The organism is Curvibacter lanceolatus ATCC 14669, assembly GCF_000381265.1.
Lineage (GTDB): Bacteria > Pseudomonadota > Gammaproteobacteria > Burkholderiales > Burkholderiaceae_C > Curvibacter > Curvibacter lanceolatus.
In genome coordinates this window covers 175,926-199,115 of sequence record NZ_KB906260.1, presented here as the reverse complement: position 1 = coordinate 199,115, position 23,190 = coordinate 175,926, and the positions used below count along the sequence as shown (strand labels likewise).

The following is a 23,190-nucleotide window of genomic DNA, read 5'->3' as shown; positions in this document are numbered from 1 at the left end:
GCACTTCGGGGTGGGGTGTGGCATTCACGCTTGCTCTCCAGAGGTGCCTTTGCTGCGGCGCTGGGTGAGGCCCAGCAGACCCCGCGGCGCGAACACGATCAGCGCCACGATGAACAGGCCCATCCACAGTTGCCAGTGCTTGCCGGTGTCAAAGCCGCCGATGGCGGGCAGGTCCTTGAACAGGTCCAGCAGCAGTTCGAAGGTGAAGGCCCCGACGATGGCACCGGCAAAATTGCCCATGCCCCCCAGGATGACCATCATGATGGCGTGCGCGCTCATGTGAAAACCCATCAGCTCGGGGTTCACATAGCCGCTCTGGGCGCCCCACAGGTAGCCTGCCAGGCCGGCCAGTGCGCCTGCCAGGGTGAAGGCCGCCAGCTTGTAGCCAAAGGTGCCAAAGCCCATGGCACGCATGCGGTGCTCATTGATGCGGATGCCGGCCAGGGCCCGACCGAAGGGGCTCCAGAGCAGGCGACGCAGAAAGGCATAGACGGCCACCAGAAAGAACAGCGTGAAGTAGTAGAAGCTCAGCTTGTTCTCGAGGTCGAAGGGCAGCCAGCCCGCGATGGCGGCATCGGGCTTGAAGTTGATGTACAGGCCATCCGAGCCGCCCAGCACCTTGTTGTCGAAGAACAGGTAGAACACCATCTGCGCAAAGGCCATGGTGACCATGATGAAGTAGATGCCATGGGTGCGCACCACAAAGAAGCCGATCACCAGGGCCGCCAGCGCCGAGGCCGCCACGGCCACCGGCAGCGTCCACCACAGGCTGGCGGGCTCTGCTGCGGGGGTGATGAAGGCCAGGGCATAGCCGGCCAGCCCGAAATAGGCCGCATGCCCCAGGCTGACCAGGCCGGTCACGCCCTGCAGCAGGTCCAGGCTCATGGCGAAGATGGCCAGGATCATCATGCGTGCCACCATCTGCACGTAGAAGTCGCTGCCCACGAAGGGGAAACTCAGCAGGGCCAGCAGGCCCAGGGCCAGCGCGGCCTGCAGGCCGCGGGGCAGGGTTTCGAGACGGGCACGGGGGGCAGACATCAGCGGGGCTCCGGGCGAGTGGCAGAAGGTAGGGCAGAGGGTGGGGCAGGGCGGTTCAGGTGGGGAGGCCAGGGCTTCATTGCTTGAACAGCCCTTCGGGCTTCCACAGCAGCACCGCCGCCATCAGCATGTAGACCAGCATGCCCGAGACCTGGGGCAGCAGCACCTTGCCAAAGGTGTCCACCAGGCCCACCAGCAGGGCCGCGATCAGGGCGCCACGCACCGAACCGATGCCACCGATGACCACCACCACAAAGCACATGATCAGCACCTGTGAGCCCATGTTGGGGTAGACGCTGGCGATGGGCGCGGCGATCATGCCGGCCACGGCGGCCAGGCCCACGCCCAGCGCAAACACGATGGCATGGATCAGCCGGATGTTGATGCCCAGCGACTCGGCCATGTCGCGGTTGAAGGCTCCGGCCCGGATCTTCATGCCCAGCCGCGTGCGCGAGATCAGCAGGTACAGGCCCAGCGCCAGCAGCAGGCACAGGCCCGACATGAACAGGCGGTAGGCCGGGTAGGAGAGGGTGTCGGTCAACGGCAGCGACCAGTTGAGCGCCTGAGGGATGTCCACCCCGTGCACGTCATCGCCCCACAGCAGCGAGCGCAGTTCTTCAAACACATAGATCAGGCCGAAGGTCAGCAACACCTGGTCCAGGTGGTCACGCTGGTAGAAGTGGCGAAACAGCAGCCATTCGAGCGCCAGGCCCAGCGCCACCGACAGCAGAGCCCCGAGCACGATGGCCAGCGGCAGGCTGCCGACCTGGGCGCTGAGCCACCAAGCCAGGTAGGCCCCCAGCATGTAGAAGCTGCCGTGGGCCAGATTGACCACGCCCATGATGCCGAAGATGAGGGTCAGGCCGGCTGCCAGCATGAACAGCAGCAGACCGTACTGCACGCTGTTGAGCAACTGGATCAGAAGGTTGGCAAGGTCCATGGCAGGGCGGTGGAGTGAGGGTGGAATCAGGTGTGGCGGCGCGACATCAGCAGCAGGCCACCCATCAGGGTGAACAGGCCGCCCGAGACGCGGTTGAACCACTGCATGCGGCTGCTCGAGCGCAGGGCCGGCGCCAGCCGGGCCACGCCCAGGGCGCAGCCCGAGAGCACGGTGAATTCAAAGCTCACGAAGGTGCCGGCCAGCAGGCTGAATTGCGGCAGAAAGCTGGCGGTCGGGTTGATGAACTGCGGAAAGAAGGCCGTGAAGAACAGAATGGCCTTGGGGTTGCTGCCGCCCACCATCAGGCCTTGCAGGTAGAGACGGGCATAGGATTGCGGGCGGCGTTGGCCGTCCGGGTCGGTGGCCTGGGGGGCAAACACGGTGGCGCGGCTGCGAAAGGTCTTGATGCCCAGCCAGATCAGGTAGGCCGCGCCCACGCTCTTGAGGACCAGGAAAGCGGTTTCCGAAGCCGCCAGCAGGGCCCCCAGGCCCAGTGCCGAGAGCAGCATCACGCCGAACACGGCAGTGACACTGCCGGCCACCGAGGCCAGGGCGCGGCGCGGGCCATGCTGCAGCGAGTTGGTCATGCACATGAGCATCGTAGGGCCGGGCGACAACACAAGCAGGGCGACAGCGGCAAGGTAGAGCAAAAAGGTGCTGAGGGTCATGGTGATGGGTGGAACAAGAATGAGGCAAGCACGGGTCGTGGCCCCAGGGGGCAGGCGCACGAAGGACTGGCCGGCGCTCCAATCAGAGCGCTGGTCACGTCATTCTTGCAAATACCGCGCCCCTGTGGGCAGGCCGCCTCTGCCGGATCAACCCAGCCGGCAACCCGCGCCGCTGTCGGCCAGGGCCTTGGCCGCCACACCGAGCACCTTGTTCTCGCCCTTTTCGACCACCCGCAGATAGATGTCCTGCACCGGGTTGTGGGCCCGGCTCATGGTCCACTTGCCCCGCGGGCTGTCGATCACCGCCGATTCGAGCGCCTTGTACAGCGCCGGCTTGCTGCCGCTCAGGTCGCCCTTGACGGCATTGGCGCCCTGCACCAGCAGCAGGCCGGTGTCGTAGCCCTGAACGGCATACACGTCGGGCTGCATCTTGAAGGTCTTGGCGTAGTCGAGGCGGAACTGCTTGTTGCGCGGCGTGTCCAGCGAATCGCTGTAGTGCATGGTGGTGATCACGCCATCGGCAGCGGGGCCGGCGGCCTCGATCACACCTTCGGTCAGGAAGCCTGACCCGTACAACGGGATCTTGCCCTTCAGACCTGCCGCGGCGTAGTCGCGCATGAACTTGGCGGCGCCGCCACCGGCAAAGAAGCAGGCCACGGCGTCGGGCTTGAGGGCCGCGATCTCGGTCAGCAGGGCCTGGAACTCGACGTTGGGGAAGGGCAGGCCCAGCTCCTTGACGATGGTGCCGCCGGCCTTGGTGTAGCTCTCCTTGAAGCCCTCGTAGGCCTCGTCACCGGCGGCGTACTTCCAGGTGATCCAGACCGCCTTCTTGTGGCCGCGTGCCACCATGGCGGCACCCAGTGCCTGGGTGGGTTGGGCGTTGGTGAAGCTGGTGCGGAACACGTTCGGGGCACACAGGGCCCGGGTGGCCGCGTGCACGCCGGCGTTGGGGATCAGGCTGAGCACGCCGCTGTCACGCGCCACTTTCTGGATGCCCATCTGCACGCCCGAGTGCACGGTACCGATCAGCACATCCACCTTGTCGCGCTGGACCAGCTTGTTGGCGTTCTCGATGCCCTTGGCGGGCTCCGACTCATCGTCGACCTTGAAGTACTCGATCTCACGCCCACCGAGCTTGCCACCTTGCTCATTGATGGCCATGCGCACGCCGTTTTCAATGGCCACGCCCAGTTGGGCATAGGTGCCGGTGTAGGGCAGCATGAAACCCACGCGCAGCTTGCCGGTTTGGGCTCGGGCCAGTTCGGGCAGCCACAGGCCGCTGGACGCTGCACCCACCAGGGCTGCGCTGCGGCTGAGGATCAGTCGGCGTGAGGTCATGTGTTGTCTCCTGTTGTCGGTTTTGAAATCATCGGGCGCACCGTCGGTGCAAGGCGTTTGCTGAACCCAAAGCCACGGGCATTGTTCGAGTGGCCGTGGTCGACATTCAGTCGGCAGGCGCGCTTGGACATTCGCGGGTGGCTCGCTTGGAGCGACTGCAATCAAAGCGATTCACCGTGTGGCTTGGTGCTCATCTGCTGGGTATGCAGTAAAGTGCCTGTGCATCTTGTGCACGCAGTATATTGCCAACGATCGAGATCAAGACATTTTTTCTGCCCGTGAAAACCCTGCCCGCATCGGCCTCACGCCTGGCTCTTTGGGGGCTGTGGGGGGCGATGTCATCCGGCAGCAGGCTGTCGCGTTGTAGAGGGGTCTTTACAGGAGTTCTCTCATGCAAGTCCCTCTGTGCGAGCCCATGCGCCAAGCCCTTGGCATCTGGCCGTTTGATGAACGCGACCGCAAGCGTCAGCCCGCCTGACCAGAAGCAGGGGGCCACAACCGGCCTGGACCTCGCGTTGCCGGGGTTGGTCTGGAGCATCGTCCCCAAAAGAAACCCGGCCAGAGGGCCGGGTGGAACCCCTTGCGGGGCCTGCGCAGGGAGTCGGACGCAGGAATCAGGCTTGCAGCGGTGTGACAGCGGTGTTTCGCATCCGACATTAGACGCTGGGCCCGCTTTTTTCCAGAAAAGCTTGGCAAAGACCATGATCCAGGCGCAGGAGGTGAGGCCTGGCAGGCATGCCGGGGTTCACGCCCACGAGTGCTTCCGCAGCAGGGCGTAAATGTGTCAATGCGTAAATCCAACCTGAGCGCTGCTGGCTATCGCCGCAGAGGCTCTTTTGTCGTGAAAAAACCAGCAGGGCGAAGGGATGCCGATGAAACAGGTATTTTCAAAGCGCGTCTTCAAGGGCTGTTGAAGTAACAACGAGAAACATTTGAACCCTATTTTTCAGCACGTTGCCCTTAGTATCGCGCCCTGTTGATGGTTCTTCGGGTCGGTTCACGAATGCCGCGTGATCTGTCTTCCGGCCAGCAGACGCCCCCGATGGCCTCGCCGTCTCGGTGTGATTTTTCAGGAATGACGCGCGTGAAACTCGAAACCTTCGTGCCCATTGCCATGGGTTTGCTTCCAGACGATGGCCTGCGCTATGAGGTGTTCCTCAACAGCCGCATCCGTATCCATCGCCCTGAGGCCCCGCGCACCATGGTGATGCACCTCATGATCTACGTGGTTCAGGCCCTGGAGCGGGCTGATTCAGACTTGATCCAATTGGCCGCGCGCAATTTCGGGACGATATACCGCGAAGCTTTGAGGCAGTGGGCTTCTGATCCAGAGGCCCAAGAGCCATTTCGCTACCTGATCGATACCGAAATATTTACACTTTGATATTCTTTTATTGCCATATCAAAGGGTCAAGAAGTGCTCGAGCTGGCTTTGGGGTTGCTTGATAAATATCAGCGGCACTGATTTATTTATTTCTTCAGTTATTTTTGTATCTGGTTACTTTTGTTGCTCACATTTGTTGGAATGTATCGGCATCGCTCTCTAGCATGAATCCCTTTCAGGAGATTCCATGGCGATTCAACCCAACTTCTTTGGCAAACGTGATCCTGACGGCCTGGCTTCCCGGACTCAGCCCGGTTCGTCTGCTCAGCCTGGCGCGGGCATCACACCATCGCAGGCCGCCAAGCCTGCGGCCCCCAGCCCTGTCTCGCCACCTGTTCCGGTGGAGGCGATGGTCAAGCCGGCCCCTGGCGAAGGAGGCAGTCGCCTCACCGTGGGGCCCAATATCAAGCTCAAGGGTGTGGAGATCACCGATTGCGACACCCTGGTGGTGGATGGCATGGTGGAGGCCACCATGGACTCGCGCTTGATGCAGATCTCGGAGCAGGGCTCCTTCCGAGGGGCGGCAGATATCGATCTGGCCGAGATCAAGGGGCGATTCGAGGGCAGCCTCAATGTGCGGGGCAAACTGATCATCCACGCCACGGGGCAAGTCAGTGGAAAGATCCGTTATGCCAAGCTGATTGTTGAAGATGGTGGGCAGCTGAGTGGGGATATCGAGTGCGGATTGGGGACTTCGCCCACCGCGGCACGAGCGGGCGCTGATAAGACCTTGCCCGCCCAGATCGCAGACGCTGTTCCGAAATCGGTTTTGGTGGTCTGAAGATCGGCTGCGACGTGTTACACGATTGGGATTGGCGCCACTGTTGCCGCCCGCCCGTGGCGGGGGTGCTTTGCTTTTGCCCATGAAAAATGGGCTGCAGTTCTATGACTGCAGCCCATTTAAGGATGAGTGGTCGGGGCGGTGGGATTCGAACTCACGACCCTCTGCTCCCAAAGCAGATGCGCTACCAGGCTGCGCTACGCCCCGACTGACGTGATTGTAGCCTGACTTTTGGGGTGATTTGATCTCTTTGAGACAAGAATCCAAACACCAGCAGCTGCCATTCTGTACTTTCACGGACAAACTGCAAGTTTTTGTGGGCCGACGACAGGGTTTCAGCTGTGCAGGCGGACGACCAGGGGCACGATCAGCAAGGCCACGATGTTGATGATCTTGATCAAGGGGTTGACGGCCGGGCCGGCGGTGTCTTTGTAAGGGTCACCCACGGTGTCGCCGGTGACGGCTGCCTTGTGGGCATCCGACCCTTTGCCGCCATGGTGGCCGTCTTCGATGTATTTCTTGGCGTTGTCCCAGGCACCGCCGCCGGTGCACATCGAAATGGCCACAAACAAGCCTGTGACGATGGTGCCCATGAGCAGCCCGCCCAAGGCCTTGGGCCCCAGGATCAGGCCGACCAACACGGGCGTGACCACGGGCAGCAGCGATGGGATCATCATTTCGCGGATGGCTGCCGTGGTCAGCATGTCCACGGCACGTCCATATTCGGGGCGACCCGAGCCGTCCATGATGCCTTTGATCTCCCTGAACTGGCGTCGCACCTCCTCGACCACGGCACCTGCGGCACGGCCCACCGCCTCCATGGCCATGGCGCCAAACAGGTAGGGGATCATCCCGCCGATGAACAGGCCCACAATCACCAGCGGGTCGGACAGGTCAAAGCTGATGTTCTGACCGTAGCTCTGCAGCTTGTGGGTGTAGTCGGCAAACAGAACCAGTGAGGCCAGGCCGGCCGAGCCGATGGCATAGCCCTTGGTGACGGCCTTGGTGGTGTTGCCCACTGCATCGAGCGGATCGGTGACGTCGCGGACAGAGGAGGGCAGTTCTGCCATTTCGGCAATGCCGCCTGCGTTGTCGGTGATGGGGCCGTAGGCATCGAGTGCGACCACGATGCCCGCCATGCTGAGCATCGAGGTGGCGGCGACCGCAATGCCGAACAGGCCGGCCAACCCATATGCCGCCAGGATGGCTGCGCAGACAAAGATCACCGGCCAGGCGGTGGAGCGCATGGAGACCCCGATGCCCGCGATGATGTTGGTGGCATGCCCCGTGGTGGAGGCCTGGGCCACATGCTGCACGGGCGGGTATTGGGTGCCGGTGTAGTACTCGGTGACCCAGACGAGCGCCGCGGTCAGCACGAGGCCGACGGCGCAGGCGCCGAACAGACGCATCTGGCTGCCGGTGGCCGTGATGGCATCGTCGGACACCAGCCAGGTGGTCACGCCGTAGAAGGCCACCAGCGACAGCACCCCAGCCACCGCCAGGCCCTTGTACAAGGCGGGCATGACGTTCTTCATGCCGGGCGAGGCCTTCACGAAGAAGCAGCCGATGATCGACGCGATGATGGACACGGCGCCCAGTGCCAGTGGATAGAGCACGGCATTGATGGTGCCGTGCGTCACCATCAGGGCGCCGAGCATCATGGTGGCGATCAGGGTGACCGCGTAGGTTTCGAACAGGTCGGCCGCCATGCCGGCACAGTCACCCACGTTGTCGCCCACGTTGTCGGCGATCACCGCGGGGTTGCGCGGGTCATCTTCAGGTATGCCGGCTTCCACCTTGCCCACCAGATCGGCCCCCACGTCAGCGCCTTTGGTGAAGATGCCGCCGCCAAGCCTTGCAAAGATGGAGATCAAGGACGAGCCAAAGGCAAAGCCGATCAGTGGGTTCAACTGCTGGGCTAGCGGGGTGTCAGGCGATGCACCGGCCAGCAGGTAGACGTAAAAACCAGTCACCCCGAGCAGCCCCAGGCCCACCACCAGCATTCCGGTGATGGCGCCTCCGCGAAAGGCCACATCCAGCGCGGGCCCGATGCCGTGCGTGGCGGCCTGGGCCGTGCGAACGTTGGCACGCACGGAGATGTTCATGCCGATGAAGCCGCAAGCGCCGGACAGCACGGCACCGATCACGAAACCGATGGCCGAGGCCGGATCGAGAAACAGGCCGATGAGCACAGCCAGAACCAGCCCAACCAGGGCGATGGTCTTGTATTGACGGGCCAGGTAGGCGGCCGCGCCCGACTGGATGGCGGCCGCGATCTCCTGCATGCGTGCGTTGCCGGCGTCCTTGGCCAGAATCCAGCTTCGCGCCCAGAAGCCATAAGCCACGGCGATGGCACCGCAAGCCAGCGCCAGGATCAGCGCAGGATGGTTTGTCATGCTGTTCTCCTTGGTAAATGTGCTTGGAAGAGACACAACGCACCGGGAGTGTCTCCGCTGCGTTGCTTCCTCGCAGTACCCAGGGGCAGCGATTGGCCAACGCTTCAATATACGGCGGAAACCGAAAAACGCCTGCTGCGCTGCATCACGCAAGGCTCGCGAAAGTAAAATCGGTCCTAATCCGGCCGGCCAACGGCCCGATAACGGCCCTATAACGGCCCGATCCGTTCGATCAACCCTAACCAAGACCGACACAACATGGCTCTCGACAAAGTCAAACCAGGCGACAAGGCCCCCGACGCATTCAACGTGGTCATCGAAATCCCGATGAACGCGGATCCGATCAAGTACGAAGTGGACAAGGAGTCTGGCGCGATCTTCGTGGACCGCTTCATGGGCACCGCCATGCACTACCCGACCAACTACGGCTACGTGCCGCAGACCATCAGCGGCGATGGCGATCCGGTGGACGTGCTGGTGATCACCCCCTTCCCGCTGATCCCGGGTGTGGTGGTGACCTGCCGCCCCATCGGCATCCTGAAGATGGAAGACGAAGGCGGCGTGGATGGCAAGGTCCTGGCAGTGCCCACCGACAAGATCCTGCCGATCTACACCCACTGGCAAAAGCCGGAAGACATCAACCCGCTGCGCCTGAAGCAGATTGCTCATTTCTTCGAGCACTACAAGGACCTGGAACCCGGCAAGTGGGTCAAGGTGCTGGGCTGGGAAGGCGTTGACGCGGCCAAGCAGGAAATCCTGGACGGCATGGCCAACTTCGCCAAGCAGGCCTGAGTCCTCTGAACCCGCTGCGGTAGCGACCTTGGGGTCGTTGCCAAAAAATGCCCGTCACCGGTGGTGACGGGCATTTTTGTTGGTGGGCTTGTTTGTGCCGAGCAGGCACTTGGATGTGCGGGTTTCCATGTGTAAAAAAATCAGCTTTTTTGGATTCAATATCCAATTGTTTCGAGGAAAATTTGAAAGCCTGAATTGATAAAAATTGACAATCAGGCGGAGGTCGTAGGTGGAAACGATCAAGGTTCGATCACTTGACCGCGTGAGGAGCGTATGGGTTTCAACAATTGGCGTATCGGTTACAAGCTGGGCGCATCGTTTTTCGTGCTGGTGCTGAGCACTTTGCTTTTGGGGGCGGTGGCATTGACGCAGCTCTCACACATCAACTCGAACACCCAGGACATCGCGGGCAACTGGCTGCCCAGCATCGAGTCGCTGGGCGACATGCGCATCGCGCTCAACCGCATGCGTCGAGCCGAAGGGCGCATGGCCTCTGCATCCTCTCCGCATGATCTGGAGGTGCAGACCAAGAACGCCACCGAGTTGAAGGCTTTGTTTTCCAAGCACGAGTCTCGCTACGGCGCGATGGTCACGCCCGGGCGTGAGACCGAGCTTTTCAACCAGTACAAGGTGCAGCGCGATGCCTTCTGGGCCACCCAGACACGGCTGAGCAATTTTGCCAACACGGGCAACATGGCGGCCACGGTTCAGTATTACGAAGGTGAGTCGGAGACCGCGTTTGCGGCCATGGTCGAGGCCATCGACAAGCTGGCGCAACTCAACGGTGAGGGGGCACGCACTGCCAGTGCCGATGCGGAGGCCTCGTTTTCTGCTTCGCGGGCCTTGTTGATCGCGGTGCTGGTCTTCGTTGTGGTGGCCGCTTCGGTGCTGGGTTGGGTGATCACGCGTTTGATCACGGCGCCGCTGGCCGAAGCTGTCCAGGCTGCCAAGCAGATTTCTGCGGGCAATCTGGCGTTTGCCATCGCGGCCAAGGGCCGGGACGAGGTGGGCGATTTGTTGCATGCACTGGAGGACATGCGCGAATCTTTGTCGCAGGTGGTTTCGGGGGTCCGGCGTGGCGCCGACGGCGTTGCCAACGCCAGCATGGAGATTGCCCAGGGCAACAACGACCTGTCAGCCCGGACCGAACAACAGGCTTCGGCCCTGGAAGAAACCGCGGCCTCGATGGAGGAACTGGGCTCCACGGTTCGCCAGAATGCCGACAATGCGCGCGCAGCCAACCAGCTGGCGCTGAATGCCTCCACGGTGGCAACCCAGGGGGGCGAGGTGGTGGCCGAGGTGGTGGACACCATGAAGGGCATCAATGAAAGCTCACGCAAGATCTCCGACATCATCGGGGTGATCGACGGGATTGCTTTCCAGACCAACATCCTGGCGCTCAACGCGGCAGTCGAGGCTGCCCGTGCTGGCGAGCAAGGCCGGGGTTTTGCGGTGGTAGCCGGTGAGGTGCGCAGCCTGGCCCAGCGCAGTGCTGAAGCCGCCAAGGAGATCAAGAGCCTGATCAGTGCCAGCGTCGAGCGGGTGGAGCAGGGAACGGCCTTGGTTGACCGCGCGGGCACCACCATGAGCGAGGTGGTGGGCTCGATCCGCCGGGTGACCGACATCATGGGCGAGATCAGTTCCGCCAGCTCAGAGCAGAGTGCCGGGGTGTCGCAGGTGAGTGAGGCGGTGACCCAGATGGATCAGGCCACGCAGCAGAATGCCGCGTTGGTGGAGCAATCCGCAGCGGCGGCCGGTGCCTTGACCTCGCAGGCCCAGGAGCTGGTTCGCGCCGTGGCGGTGTTCAAGCTGGTCGGCGACGGCCATGCCAGTGCGCCTGCGGCGCCCAGCATGCCGGTGGCCGCGCCCTTGCGCCACGCCACAGCACCCAAGGCCGTCGCTGCCCCACACCCGACACCAGCTCCCAAGCGGGTGGCGCAGGCCAAGCCGGCCGCATCGACACCCAGCCTGCGGGCGCCTGGTGGCAGCGCGCCTGCTGCCCCCGCCAAGGCAGGGTCAGACGATGACTGGGAAACCTTCTGATCTGACGGGCCAGTCGTTTCTGGCCGGCCGTATTGGCTTTAGGGTGCCTTGAAGGGGGTGTGTTTCTGCAGGTCCTGCATGTAGTTCTCCATGCCGGCCCCCTCGCGCTGAAGAAAGTCTTGCACCGCTTCTGCGAAGGCCGGGTGCGCCAGCCAGTGGGTGCTCTGGGTATCGGTGGGTAGCAAGGCCCTGGCCATCTTGTGCTCCCCTTGGGCGCCGCCCTCGAAGCAGTCAAAGCCGTTTTCGATGCACCACTGCAGCGGTTGGTAGTAGCAAGCCTCGAAGTGCAGGCAATCGACGCGCTCCAGTGCCCCCCAATAGCGCCCGTAGGCCGTCCGCTTGCCCTGTTCCTCGTCCTGCAGGGCAATCAGGCTGGCGGCCATCGGCTGTCCCTGGCGTTGTGCAATGAACATCAACCAACTTTCCGCTTGGTGCTCGGCTTGCTGCTTGAAGAATTCGGGTGTCAGATAAGGCGGGTTGCCGTGCTCCAGGTAGGTGCGCTCGTAACAGCGGTAAAAGAAAGCCCAATCGCTGGGGCTGATGGCGGCGCCTCTTGCTGATCTGAAGGTCACGCCCTCAGCGTGAACCTTGCGCCGCTCCTGTCGGATCTTTTTCCGTTTTTCCTGGCTGAGCTGGGCCAGGAAGTGGTCGAAGTCGCGGTAGCCCTGGTTGGACCAGTGAAACTGCAGGGTGTGCCGGGTCATCAGACCCAGCGCTTGGCTGGTTTGTACATCCTCTTGACTGCCAAAGAGCAGGTGCAATGAGGACAGCCTCATCTTCTGGCAATGCGCCAAGGCTGTTTCAAGCAGTTGCTGGCGCCACTCTGGGCTGCTGGCCATCAGCCGGGTGCCTGGCACCGGCGTGAATGGCACGGCCAGCACGGCCTTGGGGTAGTAGGCCAGACCGTGCTGCTGGTAGGCGTTGGCCCATGACCAGTCAAAGACATATTCGCCATACGAGTGGGTCTTGAGGTAGACCACACAGGCCGCTTGCAGTGTTGGGCCTTGCCATAACGTGATCACCTGAGGTGACCAGCCGGTGCGGGGTGAGGCGCTGCCGCTGCGTTCGAGTGCAAGCAGGTATTCATGCCGCATGAAGGGTGTGGCATGGGCTTGTTGCGCCAGCAATTGATTCCAAGGGGTTTGGGGCATCTCCACCAGCGAGTCCATGACCCGGATGAGATAATCTTTCTCATTCAGGGGCATGGCCCCGCTGGCCCCGGGCGTTGGCTCAAGCCCCCGGCTGCCGGTCTGGTTGTCACGCTCTGCCATCACCGCCACCTTTGTTCTCATGACTCTTCAAATCTGCGTCGTTCAGCTCAATTTCGTCGTCGGTGACATGCCCGGCAATGCGCGCAAGATCATCGAAGCAGCCCAGCAGGCCTATGCGCAGGGGGCTAGGCTGGTGTTGACGCCTGAGTTGTCCATCTGCGGGTACGCCGCCGAAGACTTGTACCTGCGGCCCGCCTTCATGGCCGCTTGCGATGATGCCGTGAAACAAGTGGCCCAGGCTCTGGCCGGGTTAAAGGGTTTGTGTGTGGTGGTCGGTCACCCCGCGGGGGATCATGAGCGGGCCCGCTCCGTGTCCGTGTCGCACCGCTTCAATGCGGCCAGCGTGCTCAGCGAGGGGCAGGTGCTGGCCACCTATGCCAAGCGTGAGTTGCCCAACTACCAGGTGTTTGATGAGCGGCGGTATTTCACACCGGGCGATCGGCCCTGTGTGTTCGAGGTGCAAGGCGTGCGTGTGGGGCTGCTCATTTGCGAGGACGCCTGGTTTGACGCGCCGGCCCGCACCAGCCTGGAAGCCGGCGCTGAGGTTCTGGCGGTGATCAACGCTTCGCCTTTCCACGTGGGTAAGTCGGTCGAACGCATGGCCCGCATGGCTGAATGTGCGCGTGCCGTGAAATTGCCGCTGGTCTATGCCCATTTGGTGGGCGGGCAGGATGAAGTGGTGTTCGATGGCTCCTCCTTTGCCTTGCAGGCCGATGGTTCGCGCATGGCCCAGGCGCCGAGTTTCCGGGAGAGCCTGCTGAGCTTGACACTGCAGCGCGACGGCGTTGATCTGGTTTGGCAGGCGCCGGCTGAGCCTCTTGCGCCGATGCCCTCCGACCTGGAGGAGCTGTGGGAGGCGCTGGTCACAGGCGTGCGCGACTACATCGGCAAGAACCGGTTCCCAGGGGTGCTGCTGGGGCTGTCGGGCGGCATTGATTCGGCGCTGGTCCTGGCCATCGCCGTGGATGCGCTGGGGCCCGACAAGGTGCGTGCGGTGATGATGCCCTCACCCTACACGGCCGACATCTCCTGGATTGATGCGCGCGACATGGCCAAGCGGCTTGGTGTTCGCTACGACGAGATCTCGATCGTGCCGGAATTCGAGGCGTTCAAGGCCTCTCTGAAGGCCGAGTTTGCCGGGCTGGCTGAAGACACCACCGAGGAGAACATCCAGGCGCGCATCCGTGGTACCTTGCTGATGGCGCTGTCCAACAAGTTTGGCTCCATTGTGCTGACCACGGGCAACAAGAGCGAGATGGCCACGGGCTACTGCACACTGTATGGCGACATGGCGGGCGGTTTTGCGGTGATCAAGGACGTGGCCAAGACGCTGGTGTTCGAGTTGGCCCGCTGGCGCAATGCGCACGACCCCTATGGCACCGGGCTCGATCCGATTCCTGAGCGCATCATCACCCGTCCGCCCAGTGCGGAGTTGCGGCCTGACCAGAAGGATCAGGACAGCCTGCCCCCTTACGAGGTGCTGGACGCGATCATCGAGCGCTACATGGAAAACGATGAGTCCATCGACAGTCTGGTCGCCGCGGGGTTTGAGCGGGCCGATGTCGAGCGCGTGACCCGCCTGATCAAGATCAATGAGTACAAGCGACGCCAGTCGCCCGTGGGCATTCGCGTGACCCATCGCAGTTTCGGCAAGGATTGGCGTTACCCTATCACCAGTCACTTCAGGGCATGAGCTCTGTTGGCCTGGGCGGGCTCAGGCGACGAATCCACAAAACATGAACACAGGAGAACCCATGAAACAAATCACAGCCATCATCAAGCCCTTCAAGTTGGAAGAGGTGCGTGAAGCTTTGGCCGAGTGCGGCGTGACCGGCCTGACCGTGACCGAGGTGAAGGGCTTTGGGCGCCAGAAGGGCCATACCGAGCTTTACCGCGGTGCTGAGTATGTGGTGGATTTCCTGCCCAAGGTCAAAATCGAAGTGGTCGTCAAGGGTGACGATGTCGAGCGCTGCGTGGATGCCATCGTCCGCGTGGCCCGTACCGGCAAGATCGGTGACGGCAAGATCTTCATCACCGCGGTGGAGCGCGTCGTGCGCATCCGCACGGGCGAGCAGGATGAATCTGCTGTCTGAGTGAAATGACCATCCAGGTGTTGCGGAAAGCTCCCTGGATTTCTCTCGATTCGGCCCGGTGCTCCCGGGCCGTTTTCATGGGCGCATGCGTTTGGCGGCCTCAGATCTGCTTGGCCAGATCGTCGCGCTGCTGGCTCAGGCCCGCCGTTTCGACCAGCTTGGGCAGCAGTGTGTTCAGGTCGCCGCTGGTTTCGATGAGGGACATCTGCCACTCACTCATGAAGCCGTGGCGGACACCACTGCCCAGAAATGAGAGCATCTCGTCGTAGTAGCCATCCAGGTTCAGAATGCCGATCGGTTTGTTGTGGTAGCCCAGTTGGCGCCAGGTCCAGACCTCAAACAGCTCCTCAAAAGTGCCAATGCCTCCGGGCAGAGCCAGAAAAGCGTCTGCACGTTCGGCCATCATGGCCTTGCGCTGGTGCATGTTGTCCACGATGTGGAGTTCATCACAGCGCTTGTTGGCAAACTCCAGTTCCACCAGCGATGTCGGAATCACCCCGACGACCCGGCCGCCCGCATCTTGCGTGGCATTGGCGACTTGGCCCATGAGCCCGTTGTTACCCCCGCCGTACACCAATTGCCCCCCACGGCTGCCGATCCAATGGCCTACGGCCTGGGCGCAGGCAGCAAATTCGGGTGTTTGTCCCATGCGGGAGCCGCAGTAGACGGCAAGTGAGAATGCAGGTGTCATGGCGAAAAATGTTTCCAGAGGGCTGCGCCCCAGATGGTGATGCAGGTCAGCAGGCTGAGCAGAACGGCGGCACTGCCCATGTCCTTGGCACGCTTGGAGAGGTGATTCCACTCGGGTCCGATGCGGTCCATGGCCGTTTCAATGCCGGTGTTGAGCAGTTCGACCACCAGCACGGCGATCACGCTGCCGGCCAGCAAGGCCGATTGCACCCAATTCTCACCCAGCCAGCAAGCCGTTGGGACGAGTACGGTGGCGACGATCGCCTCTTGCCGGAACGCGGTTTCGGTCCAGCCAGCACGCAAGCCTTCGAGCGAATACCCGGTGGCATGCCAGATCCGGTTGAGCCCGCGCCGCGCCTTTTGTGGATTGCTCGAATCGTTGGGGGAGGGCGAGTGGGATTGCCCGGAGGAACTCGGTGGTGAAGACATCTGGCTATTGTGCGTCTGACCAATGCCCAGTCTGATGACAAGCTGCTTTCAGCGGCTCATGGGCTGGGAGTGAATCAGCCGGGTTCCAGCCAGCACATCGTGCCAGAACTGGCCTTGGGGCTGGAACCGGCTGAATATGGCCCAGACGGCCACCCAGCCGCCCATGATCACGGCGGTCTCGGCACCACTCAATCCGAGGGCTGCTGAGGCGCCCAGTGGGGGCAAGAACCAGATCCAGCTGAGGGTATAGCGCAGCAGGGCGCGGGCCTGGCTAAGGGGCTGGCCGTGCTGGTCCACCACACGGATGTTCCAGGTTTTCATGGCCAAGGTTTGGCCCTTGGCCCAAAACCAGGCGAAATAGATGCCAAAGACCACGAACAGGAAGGCCTGCAGGCCGTGTCGGTTGTCCATCGCGTTGCGCGTCTGGCTGAGCGTGCTAAACAGGTAACCCGAAATGAAGACCACACCAAACATCAACATGCCCTCATACAGCCAGCAGGCCATGCGGCGCTTCAGGCTTGGCGCCTGGAGTTTGGAGGGGGGGGCAGAACTTGCTTGCGCGGTGGAGCCTATGGTGGGCATTGTGCAGTTGCTTGGGTTCAACGCCCCGTACTGCTGGTCGCGGTAGCGCCAGAAGCTGTGGGGAGCAAGGTGTGCATGTCCACATGGTGCGGGCCAGTTTCGATTTTGCCTGTGCTTCGCACGGTGGATCTTGAAACAGGGATCATGGCCAGTTTTTTGGCGGGTACGGGCTTCACTGGCGTTGCGGCACCCATCGGATGAACCGGGGCCTGAATCGCCAGTTCCTTGCGCTCTTCGTCTGTCAATGCTTGGTAAGCCTCCCACTGGGCTCGTTTTTCTTCTGGCGCGAGCTTTTTGGTTTGCGCAAAGTTCAGACGGGCCTGGACGCGCTCCTGCACAGTCAGGCCAACCCATTCAGCCATGCGGCTGTGCAACTTCTCTTGCTCTTCAGCGGAAAGGCTTTTGAAGTTGTGGGAGAGAGCGATCCATTTGCGCTTGTGAGCTTCGCTCATGCTGTCCCAGCGCGCCGACAGGGGCTCCAGTGCTTCTTGCTGTGCCCGCGTCAGATCCACCCACATGGGGCGCTGATTCAGCACGGGTCGCTTGGGGGCTGGTTTGACGGGGGTGGCCTTGTGCTTTTCAGCATCGACAGGCAGAGGACTCGAGGACGCCCCCAATGGGGGTGTATTGAGTTCTGGATGGGGTTCTTCGTTTGCGCCAGAGGAAGCTTCGTTGGCATGAACAGATGCAGTCGAGGCACCCAAGGCAAGAATGCATGCCGATACGACCGCGAATTGGCGGACGATGGAAAAAGAGTGCCGTGGCGCCTGGAGCATACAAACAGAGGTCAATGTTCTTCGCTGGCCCGCGTCTTCAGGAATTGGGCGAAACCGGGGTCCGCGTAAGCTTGTGGGGGCAAGTCATCGGTCAGCAGTGCAGTATCAACTTCTGCCAGTTCGTTGGCGTGATCCTCATCCTGCACCACCTGAATGACAAAAAGGCCTGCGACAAGCGCAATCAGAGGCAGGGCTGCGGCCAGACGTCCCCAGATACCAAAGCTTTCACCCCCGAAATTCAGTGTGGCGACGCCATTGCCTGCGCTCATCACGGCGGGGGCGGTGGTGCGCACGGCGACCACCTTGCGCTTGGCAAGGGCTTGCATCCGAGCCGCGCGCAGGCGCTCCGAGATGTCATAAGGCAGGTCTTGGGATGCCGCGTCCAGGCGTTTTGCAACCTTCTGGCCGAAGAGATCTTCTGCCGCCATTTGAGAAAGGTTGTATTGAAGCGTCTTGTTCATGGTTGTAGTCCCTTTGCCTTCAAGGCCCTTCCCAGGGCCTGAACGGCTCTGGAGCAATGTGTCTTGACGCTGCCTTCGGAGCAGCCCATGGCGGCTGCCGTCTCGGCAACATCCATTTCCTCCCAGTAACGCATCAGGAACGCTTCTCGTTGACGAGCGGGCAGCTCCTGAATCTCTTTTTCGATCGCATGCAAAATTTGAGCCCGACGGGTCGTGTCTTCTGCACTTTCAGTCTGCTCAGAGGGGTCGCTGCCTCTAAAAGTTTCCAGCAGATCAAAATCACCTTCATCGCCTGCGCCCTCGAAGTCGCTCAGGCTCGAAAAAAGTGCGTTGCGTGTTTTTTGGCGACGAAACCAGTCCAGCGTGCAATTGGAAAGAATGCGCTGGAAGAGCATCGGTAGCTCATTGGGCGGCTTGTCGCCGTAATGTTCGGCGAGCTTGAGCATGGCATCCTGAACGATGTCCAGCGCCGCTTCTTCATTGCGGACGTGGTAGAGAGAGCGCTTGAAGGCTCGCTTCTCGACCTCCCTGAGGAAATCCGACAGTTCTTGTTCGGTGGCCAAGTGGGCTCTGACGTGTGCAGCTTTGCGGGGTTGATGCGCGTTGGCGGCAGGATCATCGCCAAGGCAGGCGCGAATTATCGCATTGACAGGCTGAAATTTTTGGCGATGTGCGCGAATTGAAGGACCTGGATGCGATAATGCGCGAGCAAATTAACGGCAAACGGGTCACCGTCCGGCACAAGAATCAGTGTGCCCATGGCTGTGGTCCTAAGTCCTGACGCGGCTCCACAAGAGCTCGGGAAGGGGCACCCAAGGTTTTTCGTCAGAGAAATTCACAAAGGTTGATCATGGAAATCTCAAAGGCCGAACTGGCCTCCGCTGCTGCTGCAGTGCCCTCGCAAGAGCTGATGGGCTCGGAAATTCTCATCAAAGGCCTTCAGGCTGAAGGCGTCAAGTACATCTGGGGTTACCCAGGCGGTGCGGTTCTCTACATCTACGACGCGCTTTACAAGCAAGATACGATTCAGCACGTTTTGGTGCGCCATGAGCAGGCCGCTGTCCATGCTGCCGACGGGTATGCACGTGCCACTGGCGACGTGGGCGTTGCTTTGGTAACGTCTGGCCCAGGTTTGACCAATGCGGTCACCGGTATTGCCACGGCCTACATGGACAGCATCCCGATGGTGATCATCAGCGGTCAGGTGCCCACACCGGCAATCGGTCTGGATGCCTTCCAGGAGTGCGATACCGTGGGCATCACACGCCCCATCGTCAAGCACAATTTCCTGGTGAAGGATCCCCGCGATCTGGCGTTGACCCTGAAGAAGGCTTTCCACATCGCACGCAGCGGCCGACCTGGCCCTGTGGTGGTGGATATCCCCAAGGACGTGTCCTTCAAAAAGGTGCCTTACACCGGCTACCCCGAGACCGTGGAGATGCGTTCGTACAACCCGGTGCGCAAAGGCCATGGCGGGCAGATCCGCAAGGCCCTGCAACTGCTGTTGACGGCCAAGCGCCCCTACATCTACACCGGTGGTGGTGTGTTGCTGGGCAATGCGACGCAGGAACTGCGCACCTTGGTCGAGTTGCTCGGCTACCCGGTGACCAATACCTTGATGGGCTTGGGCGCCTTCCCTGCGTCCGACCGCAAGTTCCTGGGCATGCTGGGCATGCACGGCACCATCGAGGCCAACAATGCGATGCAGAACTGTGATGTCCTGCTGGCGGTGGGGGCCCGGTTTGACGACCGCGTGATCGGCAATCCCAAGCACTTTGCCCAGAACGAGCGCAAGATCATCCACATTGACATCGATCCCTCCAGCATCTCCAAGCGGGTGAAGGTGGACATCCCCATCGTGGGCGATGTGAAGGATGTGCTGGGTGAATTGATCAGCATGATTCGCGAGGGCAGCCAGCGTCCTGATGCTTCTGCACTGGGGGCTTGGTGGGACACCATCGAGGGCTGGCGCAAGCGTGACTGCCTGAAATACGACCGAGGCAATGGTGAGGTCATCAAACCGCAGTATGTGGTTGAGACCCTCTGGAACATGACCCGCGACGCTGATACCTACATCACCTCCGATGTGGGCCAGCATCAGATGTGGGCCGCCCAGTACTACCGCTTTGATGAGCCGCGCCGTTGGATCAACTCTGGCGGTCTGGGGACCATGGGCGTGGGCATCCCCTATGCCATGGGCATCAAGCTGGCCAAGCCTGACAGCGAGGTGTTCTGCATCACGGGCGAAGGCTCCGTGCAGATGAACATCCAGGAGTTGTCCACCTGCCTGCAGTACAACACGCCGATCAAGATCTGCTCGCTGAACAACCGCTATCTCGGCATGGTGCGTCAGTGGCAGGAGATCGAGTACTCCGGGCGCTACAGCCACAGCTACATGGATGCGTTGCCGAACTTCGTGAAGTTGGCCGAGGCCTATGGTCATGTGGGCATGCTGATCGAGCGCCCCCAGGACGTCGAGCCTGCCCTGCGCGAGGCTCGCAAGCTCAAGGACCGTACCGTGTTCATGGACTTCCGTACCGACCCCACCGAGAACGTGTTCCCGATGGTGCAGGCTGGCAAGGGCATCACCGAGATGCTGCTGGGGTCTGAAGACCTCTGACATGCGGGCGCCGGTGCCGTCCTGACACCGGGCTCAATCTTTCGACGAATCTATTGACCGCCAAGCTGCACCATTACCGTGGTGTGGGGAGGGCGGCGAAAAGAGGAATCCTTTTCATGAAGCACATCATCGCTGTCCTGCTCGAAAACGAGGCAGGCGCTCTGTCCCGCGTGGTGGGCCTTTTTTCGGCCCGCGGCTACAACATCGAGTCGCTCACAGTGGCTCCGACCGAAGATCCCAGTCTGTCGCGCATGACGATCCAGACAACCGGTTCCGATGACGTCATTGAGCAGATCACCAAGCACTTGAATCGCCTGATCGAAGTGGTGAAGGTGGTGGATCTGACCGAGGGCGCCTACACAGAGCGTGAACTCATGATGGTGAAGGTCCGTGCCGTGGGCAAGGAGCGCGAAGAAATGAAGCGCATGGCCGACATCTTCCGCGGCCGCATCATCGACGTGACAGAGAAGAGCTACACCATCGAACTGACCGGTGATCTGTCCAAGAACGATGCGTTCCTGGACGCCATCGACCGCAGTGCCATTCTGGAGACCGTTCGCACGGGTGCCAGCGGCATTGGTCGTGGTGAGAGAATACTGCGCGTCTGATTTTCTGTTCGGTCGTGTTTCGACAGGCTCAACACGCACCGATCTTTATATGGCGATTGTTCCCGAGCGTTCGCCCCGAGCCTGTCACTGGGCGTTATCGCCAAACCTCATTCATTGGAGAACATCATGAAAGTTTTTTACGACAAGGACTGTGACCTGAGCCTGATCAAGGGCAAGACTGTTGCCATCATCGGCTACGGCTCGCAAGGTCACGCACACGCTCAAAACCTGAACGACAGCGGCGTGAAGGTTGTGGTCGGTCTGCGCAAGGGCGGCGCTTCGTGGGACAAGGTTGGCAAGGCTGGCCTGACCGTTCTGGAAGTCAACGACGCCGTCAAGTCTGCTGATGTGGTCATGATCCTGCTGCCCGACGAGCAGATCGCCGAGGTCTACACCAACAATGTGGCCCCCAACATCAAGCAAGGTGCCTCGCTGGCCTTCGCGCACGGTTTCAACGTGCATTACAACCAGGTGGTGCCCCGCGCCGATCTGGACGTGTGGATGGTGGCTCCGAAGGCCCCTGGTCATACGGTTCGCTCGACCTACGCCCAAGGCGGCGGCGTGCCCCACCTCGTGGCGGTGCACCAGGACAAGAGCGGCAAGGCCCGTGATCTGGCTCTGTCGTATGCCATGGCCAACGGTGGCGGCAAGGCCGGCATCATCGAAACCAACTTCAAGGAAGAGACCGAGACCGATCTCTTCGGCGAGCAGGCTGTTCTGTGCGGCGGCGCTGTCGAACTGATCAAGATGGGTTACGAAACCTTGGTCGAAGCTGGCTACGCTCCTGAAATGGCCTATTTCGAGTGCCTGCACGAACTCAAGCTGATCGTTGACCTGATCTATGAAGGCGGCATCGCCAACATGAACTACTCGATTTCGAACAACGCTGAGTTCGGCGAGTACGTGACCGGCCCCGAAGTGATCAACGAGCAGTCGCGCGCCGCCATGCGCAATGCCCTGAAGCGCATCCAAAACGGTGACTACGCCAAGATGTTCATCCAGGAAGGCCGCCTGAACTACCCGAGCATGACGGCTCGTCGTCGCAATACCGCTGACCATTCCATCGAAAAGGTGGGCGGTCAACTGCGCGCCATGATGCCTTGGATTGCCAAGAACAAGCTGGTTGACCAGACCCGCAACTGATGAAACCCGGTGTGGCCGCAAGGCCATAGCCTGGTGCAGACAAGGGCCACCCTCGGGTGGCCCTTGTTTTTTTCTTTGACAGGAGCCCTGTGGCTTAAACTTGGCTGACTAGGCTTGGTGTTTCGCCCGGCCCTGCAGGCAACTCTGAGCGGGTTGCTGCTTTATTGAATGGAGAACGATTCATGCACGATGGCAATGCGTCATCACCTGACGGCCTGGATGAGGTGGTGCTGCCAAAGCGCAGAAAAGGCATCTATGTGCTGCCGAACCTGTTCACGTTGGCAGCCTTGTTTGGCGGCTTTTATTCGATCGTGATGGCCATGAATGGTCGTTTCGATCAGGCCGCGGTGGGTGTTTTTTGTGCCATGGTGCTGGACAGCCTGGATGGCCGCGTGGCGCGCATGACCAACACCCAAAGTGCCTTTGGTGAGCAGATGGATTCGCTGGCTGACATGGTCTCTTTCGGCGCCGCGCCTGCCTTGATTGCCTATGAGTGGGCGCTCAAGGGCTTGGGGCGCTGGGGTTGGATCGCGGCCTTCGTCTACTGCGCCTGCGCGGCACTCAGACTGGCTCGTTTCAATGTCAATACCGGCGTTGTCGACAAGCGCTACTTCCAGGGCTTGCCTTCGCCTGCTGCCGCTGCCCTGGTGGCTGGGCTGATCTGGTTGGTGACTGAAGCGGGCATTCGAGCTGGTGAGTCCAGCTGGTTGACCTGGACCCAGGTGACCTGGATCACCTTTGCGCTGACTTTGTATGCCGGCCTCACCATGGTCACGAACGTGCCTTTCTACAGTTTCAAGGACGTGCATTTCAAGCGCAGTGTTCCGTTCGCTGTGATTGTGCTCATCGCGTTGGGGATTGCCGTCATCAACATTCACCCGCCCATCGTGTTGTTTGGCTTGTTCATCATCTATGGGTTCAGTGGATATGGCGTGTACATCTGGCGTCGAACCAAAGGCATGCAGACCAGCGTGATCAGTACAAGCACCGATGAGCCGGACGAACGCGGCTTGCACAAGTGAGTGGAGCCTGTGCTACATTTGGCCGCATGCGTGTTTCCCACTTGTTGCGTGTCGGTGTTGGTGCGGCTCTCAAGTTTGAGCTGTTCGCTTACATTGGCTTGTCGCTAGTGGCCCT

The 23,190-nt window shown here is 61.1% G+C and carries 22 protein-coding genes and 1 tRNA gene; 10 read left to right on the top strand and 13 right to left on the bottom strand.

The window, feature by feature from the left end:
• Positions 1-24 precede the first annotated feature (24 nt).
• The 4 genes from F624_RS0115995 to F624_RS0115980 all read right to left on the bottom strand — a co-directional run bounded on the left by F624_RS0115995 (position 25) and on the right by F624_RS0115980 (position 3,984).
• Positions 25-1,038: a branched-chain amino acid ABC transporter permease gene (locus F624_RS0115995; RefSeq protein WP_019575331.1), complete on the bottom strand. Its 1,014-nt coding sequence runs from the start codon at positions 1,036-1,038 to the stop codon at positions 25-27.
• 76 nt (positions 1,039-1,114) lie between these two features.
• On the bottom strand, positions 1,115-1,978 hold the full coding sequence (locus F624_RS0115990) for a branched-chain amino acid ABC transporter permease (protein ID WP_019575330.1): 864 nt from the start codon (positions 1,976-1,978) through the stop codon (positions 1,115-1,117).
• 26 nt (positions 1,979-2,004) lie between these two features.
• A complete protein-coding gene (locus F624_RS0115985) occupies positions 2,005-2,565 on the bottom strand; it encodes a LysE family translocator (RefSeq protein WP_245573646.1) in 561 nt (186 codons plus the stop codon).
• Positions 2,566-2,793: 228 nt separating this feature from the next.
• A complete protein-coding gene (locus F624_RS0115980; protein WP_019575328.1) occupies positions 2,794-3,984 on the bottom strand; it encodes an ABC transporter substrate-binding protein in 1,191 nt (396 codons plus the stop codon).
• 1,084 nt (positions 3,985-5,068) lie between these two features.
• On the opposite strand from F624_RS0115980, the gene F624_RS0115975 reads away from it, so the two are divergent.
• Positions 5,069-5,368 carry a hypothetical protein gene (locus tag F624_RS0115975; RefSeq protein WP_157443487.1) on the top strand — a complete coding sequence of 100 codons (300 nt, stop codon included), beginning with the start codon at positions 5,069-5,071 and terminating at the stop codon, positions 5,366-5,368.
• Positions 5,369-5,717: 349 nt separating this feature from the next.
• Positions 5,718-6,149, top strand: a complete 432-nt coding sequence (locus F624_RS0115970; RefSeq protein ID WP_019575326.1) for a polymer-forming cytoskeletal protein — start codon at positions 5,718-5,720, stop codon at positions 6,147-6,149.
• A 130-nt stretch (positions 6,150-6,279) separates the two neighbouring features.
• Here F624_RS0115970 and F624_RS0115965 read toward each other — a convergent pair.
• Positions 6,280-6,356: transfer RNA gene (locus F624_RS0115965), tRNA-Pro, on the bottom strand.
• A gap of 128 nt (positions 6,357-6,484) precedes the next feature.
• Positions 6,485-8,545 (bottom strand): sodium-translocating pyrophosphatase, encoded by a 2,061-nt coding sequence (locus tag F624_RS0115960; protein WP_019575325.1) that lies wholly within the window; start codon positions 8,543-8,545, stop codon positions 6,485-6,487.
• Positions 8,546-8,803: 258 nt separating this feature from the next.
• Here F624_RS0115960 and ppa point away from each other — a divergent pair, with 258 nt between their 5' ends.
• Both ppa and F624_RS0115950 read left to right on the top strand, forming a co-directional pair.
• A complete protein-coding gene (gene ppa, locus F624_RS0115955; protein ID WP_019575324.1) occupies positions 8,804-9,337 on the top strand; it encodes an inorganic diphosphatase in 534 nt (177 codons plus the stop codon).
• Positions 9,338-9,610: 273 nt separating this feature from the next.
• Positions 9,611-11,380 carry a methyl-accepting chemotaxis protein gene (locus tag F624_RS0115950; protein WP_019575323.1) on the top strand — a complete coding sequence of 590 codons (1,770 nt, stop codon included), beginning with the start codon at positions 9,611-9,613 and terminating at the stop codon, positions 11,378-11,380.
• Positions 11,381-11,418: 38 nt separating this feature from the next.
• On the opposite strand, the gene F624_RS0115945 is transcribed toward F624_RS0115950, so the two are convergent.
• Positions 11,419-12,585, bottom strand: coding sequence for a GNAT family N-acetyltransferase (locus F624_RS0115945; RefSeq protein ID WP_019575322.1), 1,167 nt, complete (start codon positions 12,583-12,585; stop codon positions 11,419-11,421).
• A gap of 85 nt (positions 12,586-12,670) precedes the next feature.
• Here F624_RS0115945 and F624_RS0115940 point away from each other — a divergent pair, with 85 nt between their 5' ends.
• A complete protein-coding gene (locus F624_RS0115940) occupies positions 12,671-14,344 on the top strand; it encodes an NAD+ synthase (protein WP_031255229.1) in 1,674 nt (557 codons plus the stop codon).
• Between the two features lie 61 nt (positions 14,345-14,405).
• Entirely contained in the window at positions 14,406-14,744 is a 339-nt protein-coding gene (locus F624_RS0115935) for a P-II family nitrogen regulator (RefSeq protein WP_019575320.1), read from the top strand.
• A gap of 100 nt (positions 14,745-14,844) precedes the next feature.
• On the opposite strand, the gene F624_RS0115930 is transcribed toward F624_RS0115935, so the two are convergent.
• The 6 genes from F624_RS0115930 to F624_RS0115905 form a co-directional block, all read right to left on the bottom strand.
• Entirely contained in the window at positions 14,845-15,435 is a 591-nt protein-coding gene (locus F624_RS0115930; RefSeq protein WP_031255227.1) for an LOG family protein, read from the bottom strand.
• Positions 15,432-15,863, bottom strand: coding sequence for a diacylglycerol kinase (locus F624_RS0115925; protein WP_031255225.1), 432 nt, complete (start codon positions 15,861-15,863; stop codon positions 15,432-15,434). Before F624_RS0115925 ends, F624_RS0115930 begins: the two co-directional genes overlap by 4 nt.
• 48 nt (positions 15,864-15,911) lie before the next feature.
• Entirely contained in the window at positions 15,912-16,445 is a 534-nt protein-coding gene (locus tag F624_RS0115920) for an RDD family protein (protein ID WP_084679535.1), read from the bottom strand.
• 17 nt (positions 16,446-16,462) lie between these two features.
• Positions 16,463-16,963: a DUF3106 domain-containing protein gene (locus F624_RS32580; protein ID WP_019575316.1), complete on the bottom strand. Its 501-nt coding sequence runs from the start codon at positions 16,961-16,963 to the stop codon at positions 16,463-16,465.
• Positions 16,964-17,232: 269 nt separating this feature from the next.
• Positions 17,233-17,682 carry a DUF3619 family protein gene (locus F624_RS0115910; RefSeq protein WP_031255221.1) on the bottom strand — a complete coding sequence of 150 codons (450 nt, stop codon included), beginning with the start codon at positions 17,680-17,682 and terminating at the stop codon, positions 17,233-17,235.
• Complete coding sequence (locus tag F624_RS0115905) at positions 17,679-18,245, bottom strand: RNA polymerase sigma factor (RefSeq protein ID WP_031255220.1); 567 nt, start codon at positions 18,243-18,245, stop codon at positions 17,679-17,681. Before F624_RS0115905 ends, F624_RS0115910 begins: the two co-directional genes overlap by 4 nt.
• A gap of 287 nt (positions 18,246-18,532) precedes the next feature.
• On the opposite strand from F624_RS0115905, the gene F624_RS0115895 reads away from it, so the two are divergent.
• The 4 genes from F624_RS0115895 (at position 18,533) to pssA (ending at position 23,075) form a co-directional block, all read left to right on the top strand.
• Positions 18,533-20,302, top strand: coding sequence for an acetolactate synthase 3 catalytic subunit (locus F624_RS0115895; protein WP_019575312.1), 1,770 nt, complete (start codon positions 18,533-18,535; stop codon positions 20,300-20,302).
• A gap of 116 nt (positions 20,303-20,418) precedes the next feature.
• Positions 20,419-20,910 (top strand): acetolactate synthase small subunit, encoded by a 492-nt coding sequence (gene ilvN, locus F624_RS0115890; protein WP_019575311.1) that lies wholly within the window; start codon positions 20,419-20,421, stop codon positions 20,908-20,910.
• 126 nt (positions 20,911-21,036) lie between these two features.
• Positions 21,037-22,053, top strand: a complete 1,017-nt coding sequence (gene ilvC / locus F624_RS0115885; protein WP_031255218.1) for a ketol-acid reductoisomerase — start codon at positions 21,037-21,039, stop codon at positions 22,051-22,053.
• Between the two features lie 182 nt (positions 22,054-22,235).
• The gene (gene pssA, locus F624_RS0115880; RefSeq protein ID WP_019575309.1) at positions 22,236-23,075 is read left to right on the top strand and encodes a CDP-diacylglycerol--serine O-phosphatidyltransferase; all 840 of its coding nucleotides are present in this window, start codon (positions 22,236-22,238) and stop codon (positions 23,073-23,075) included.
• The last annotated feature ends 115 nt before the right edge of the window (positions 23,076-23,190 follow it).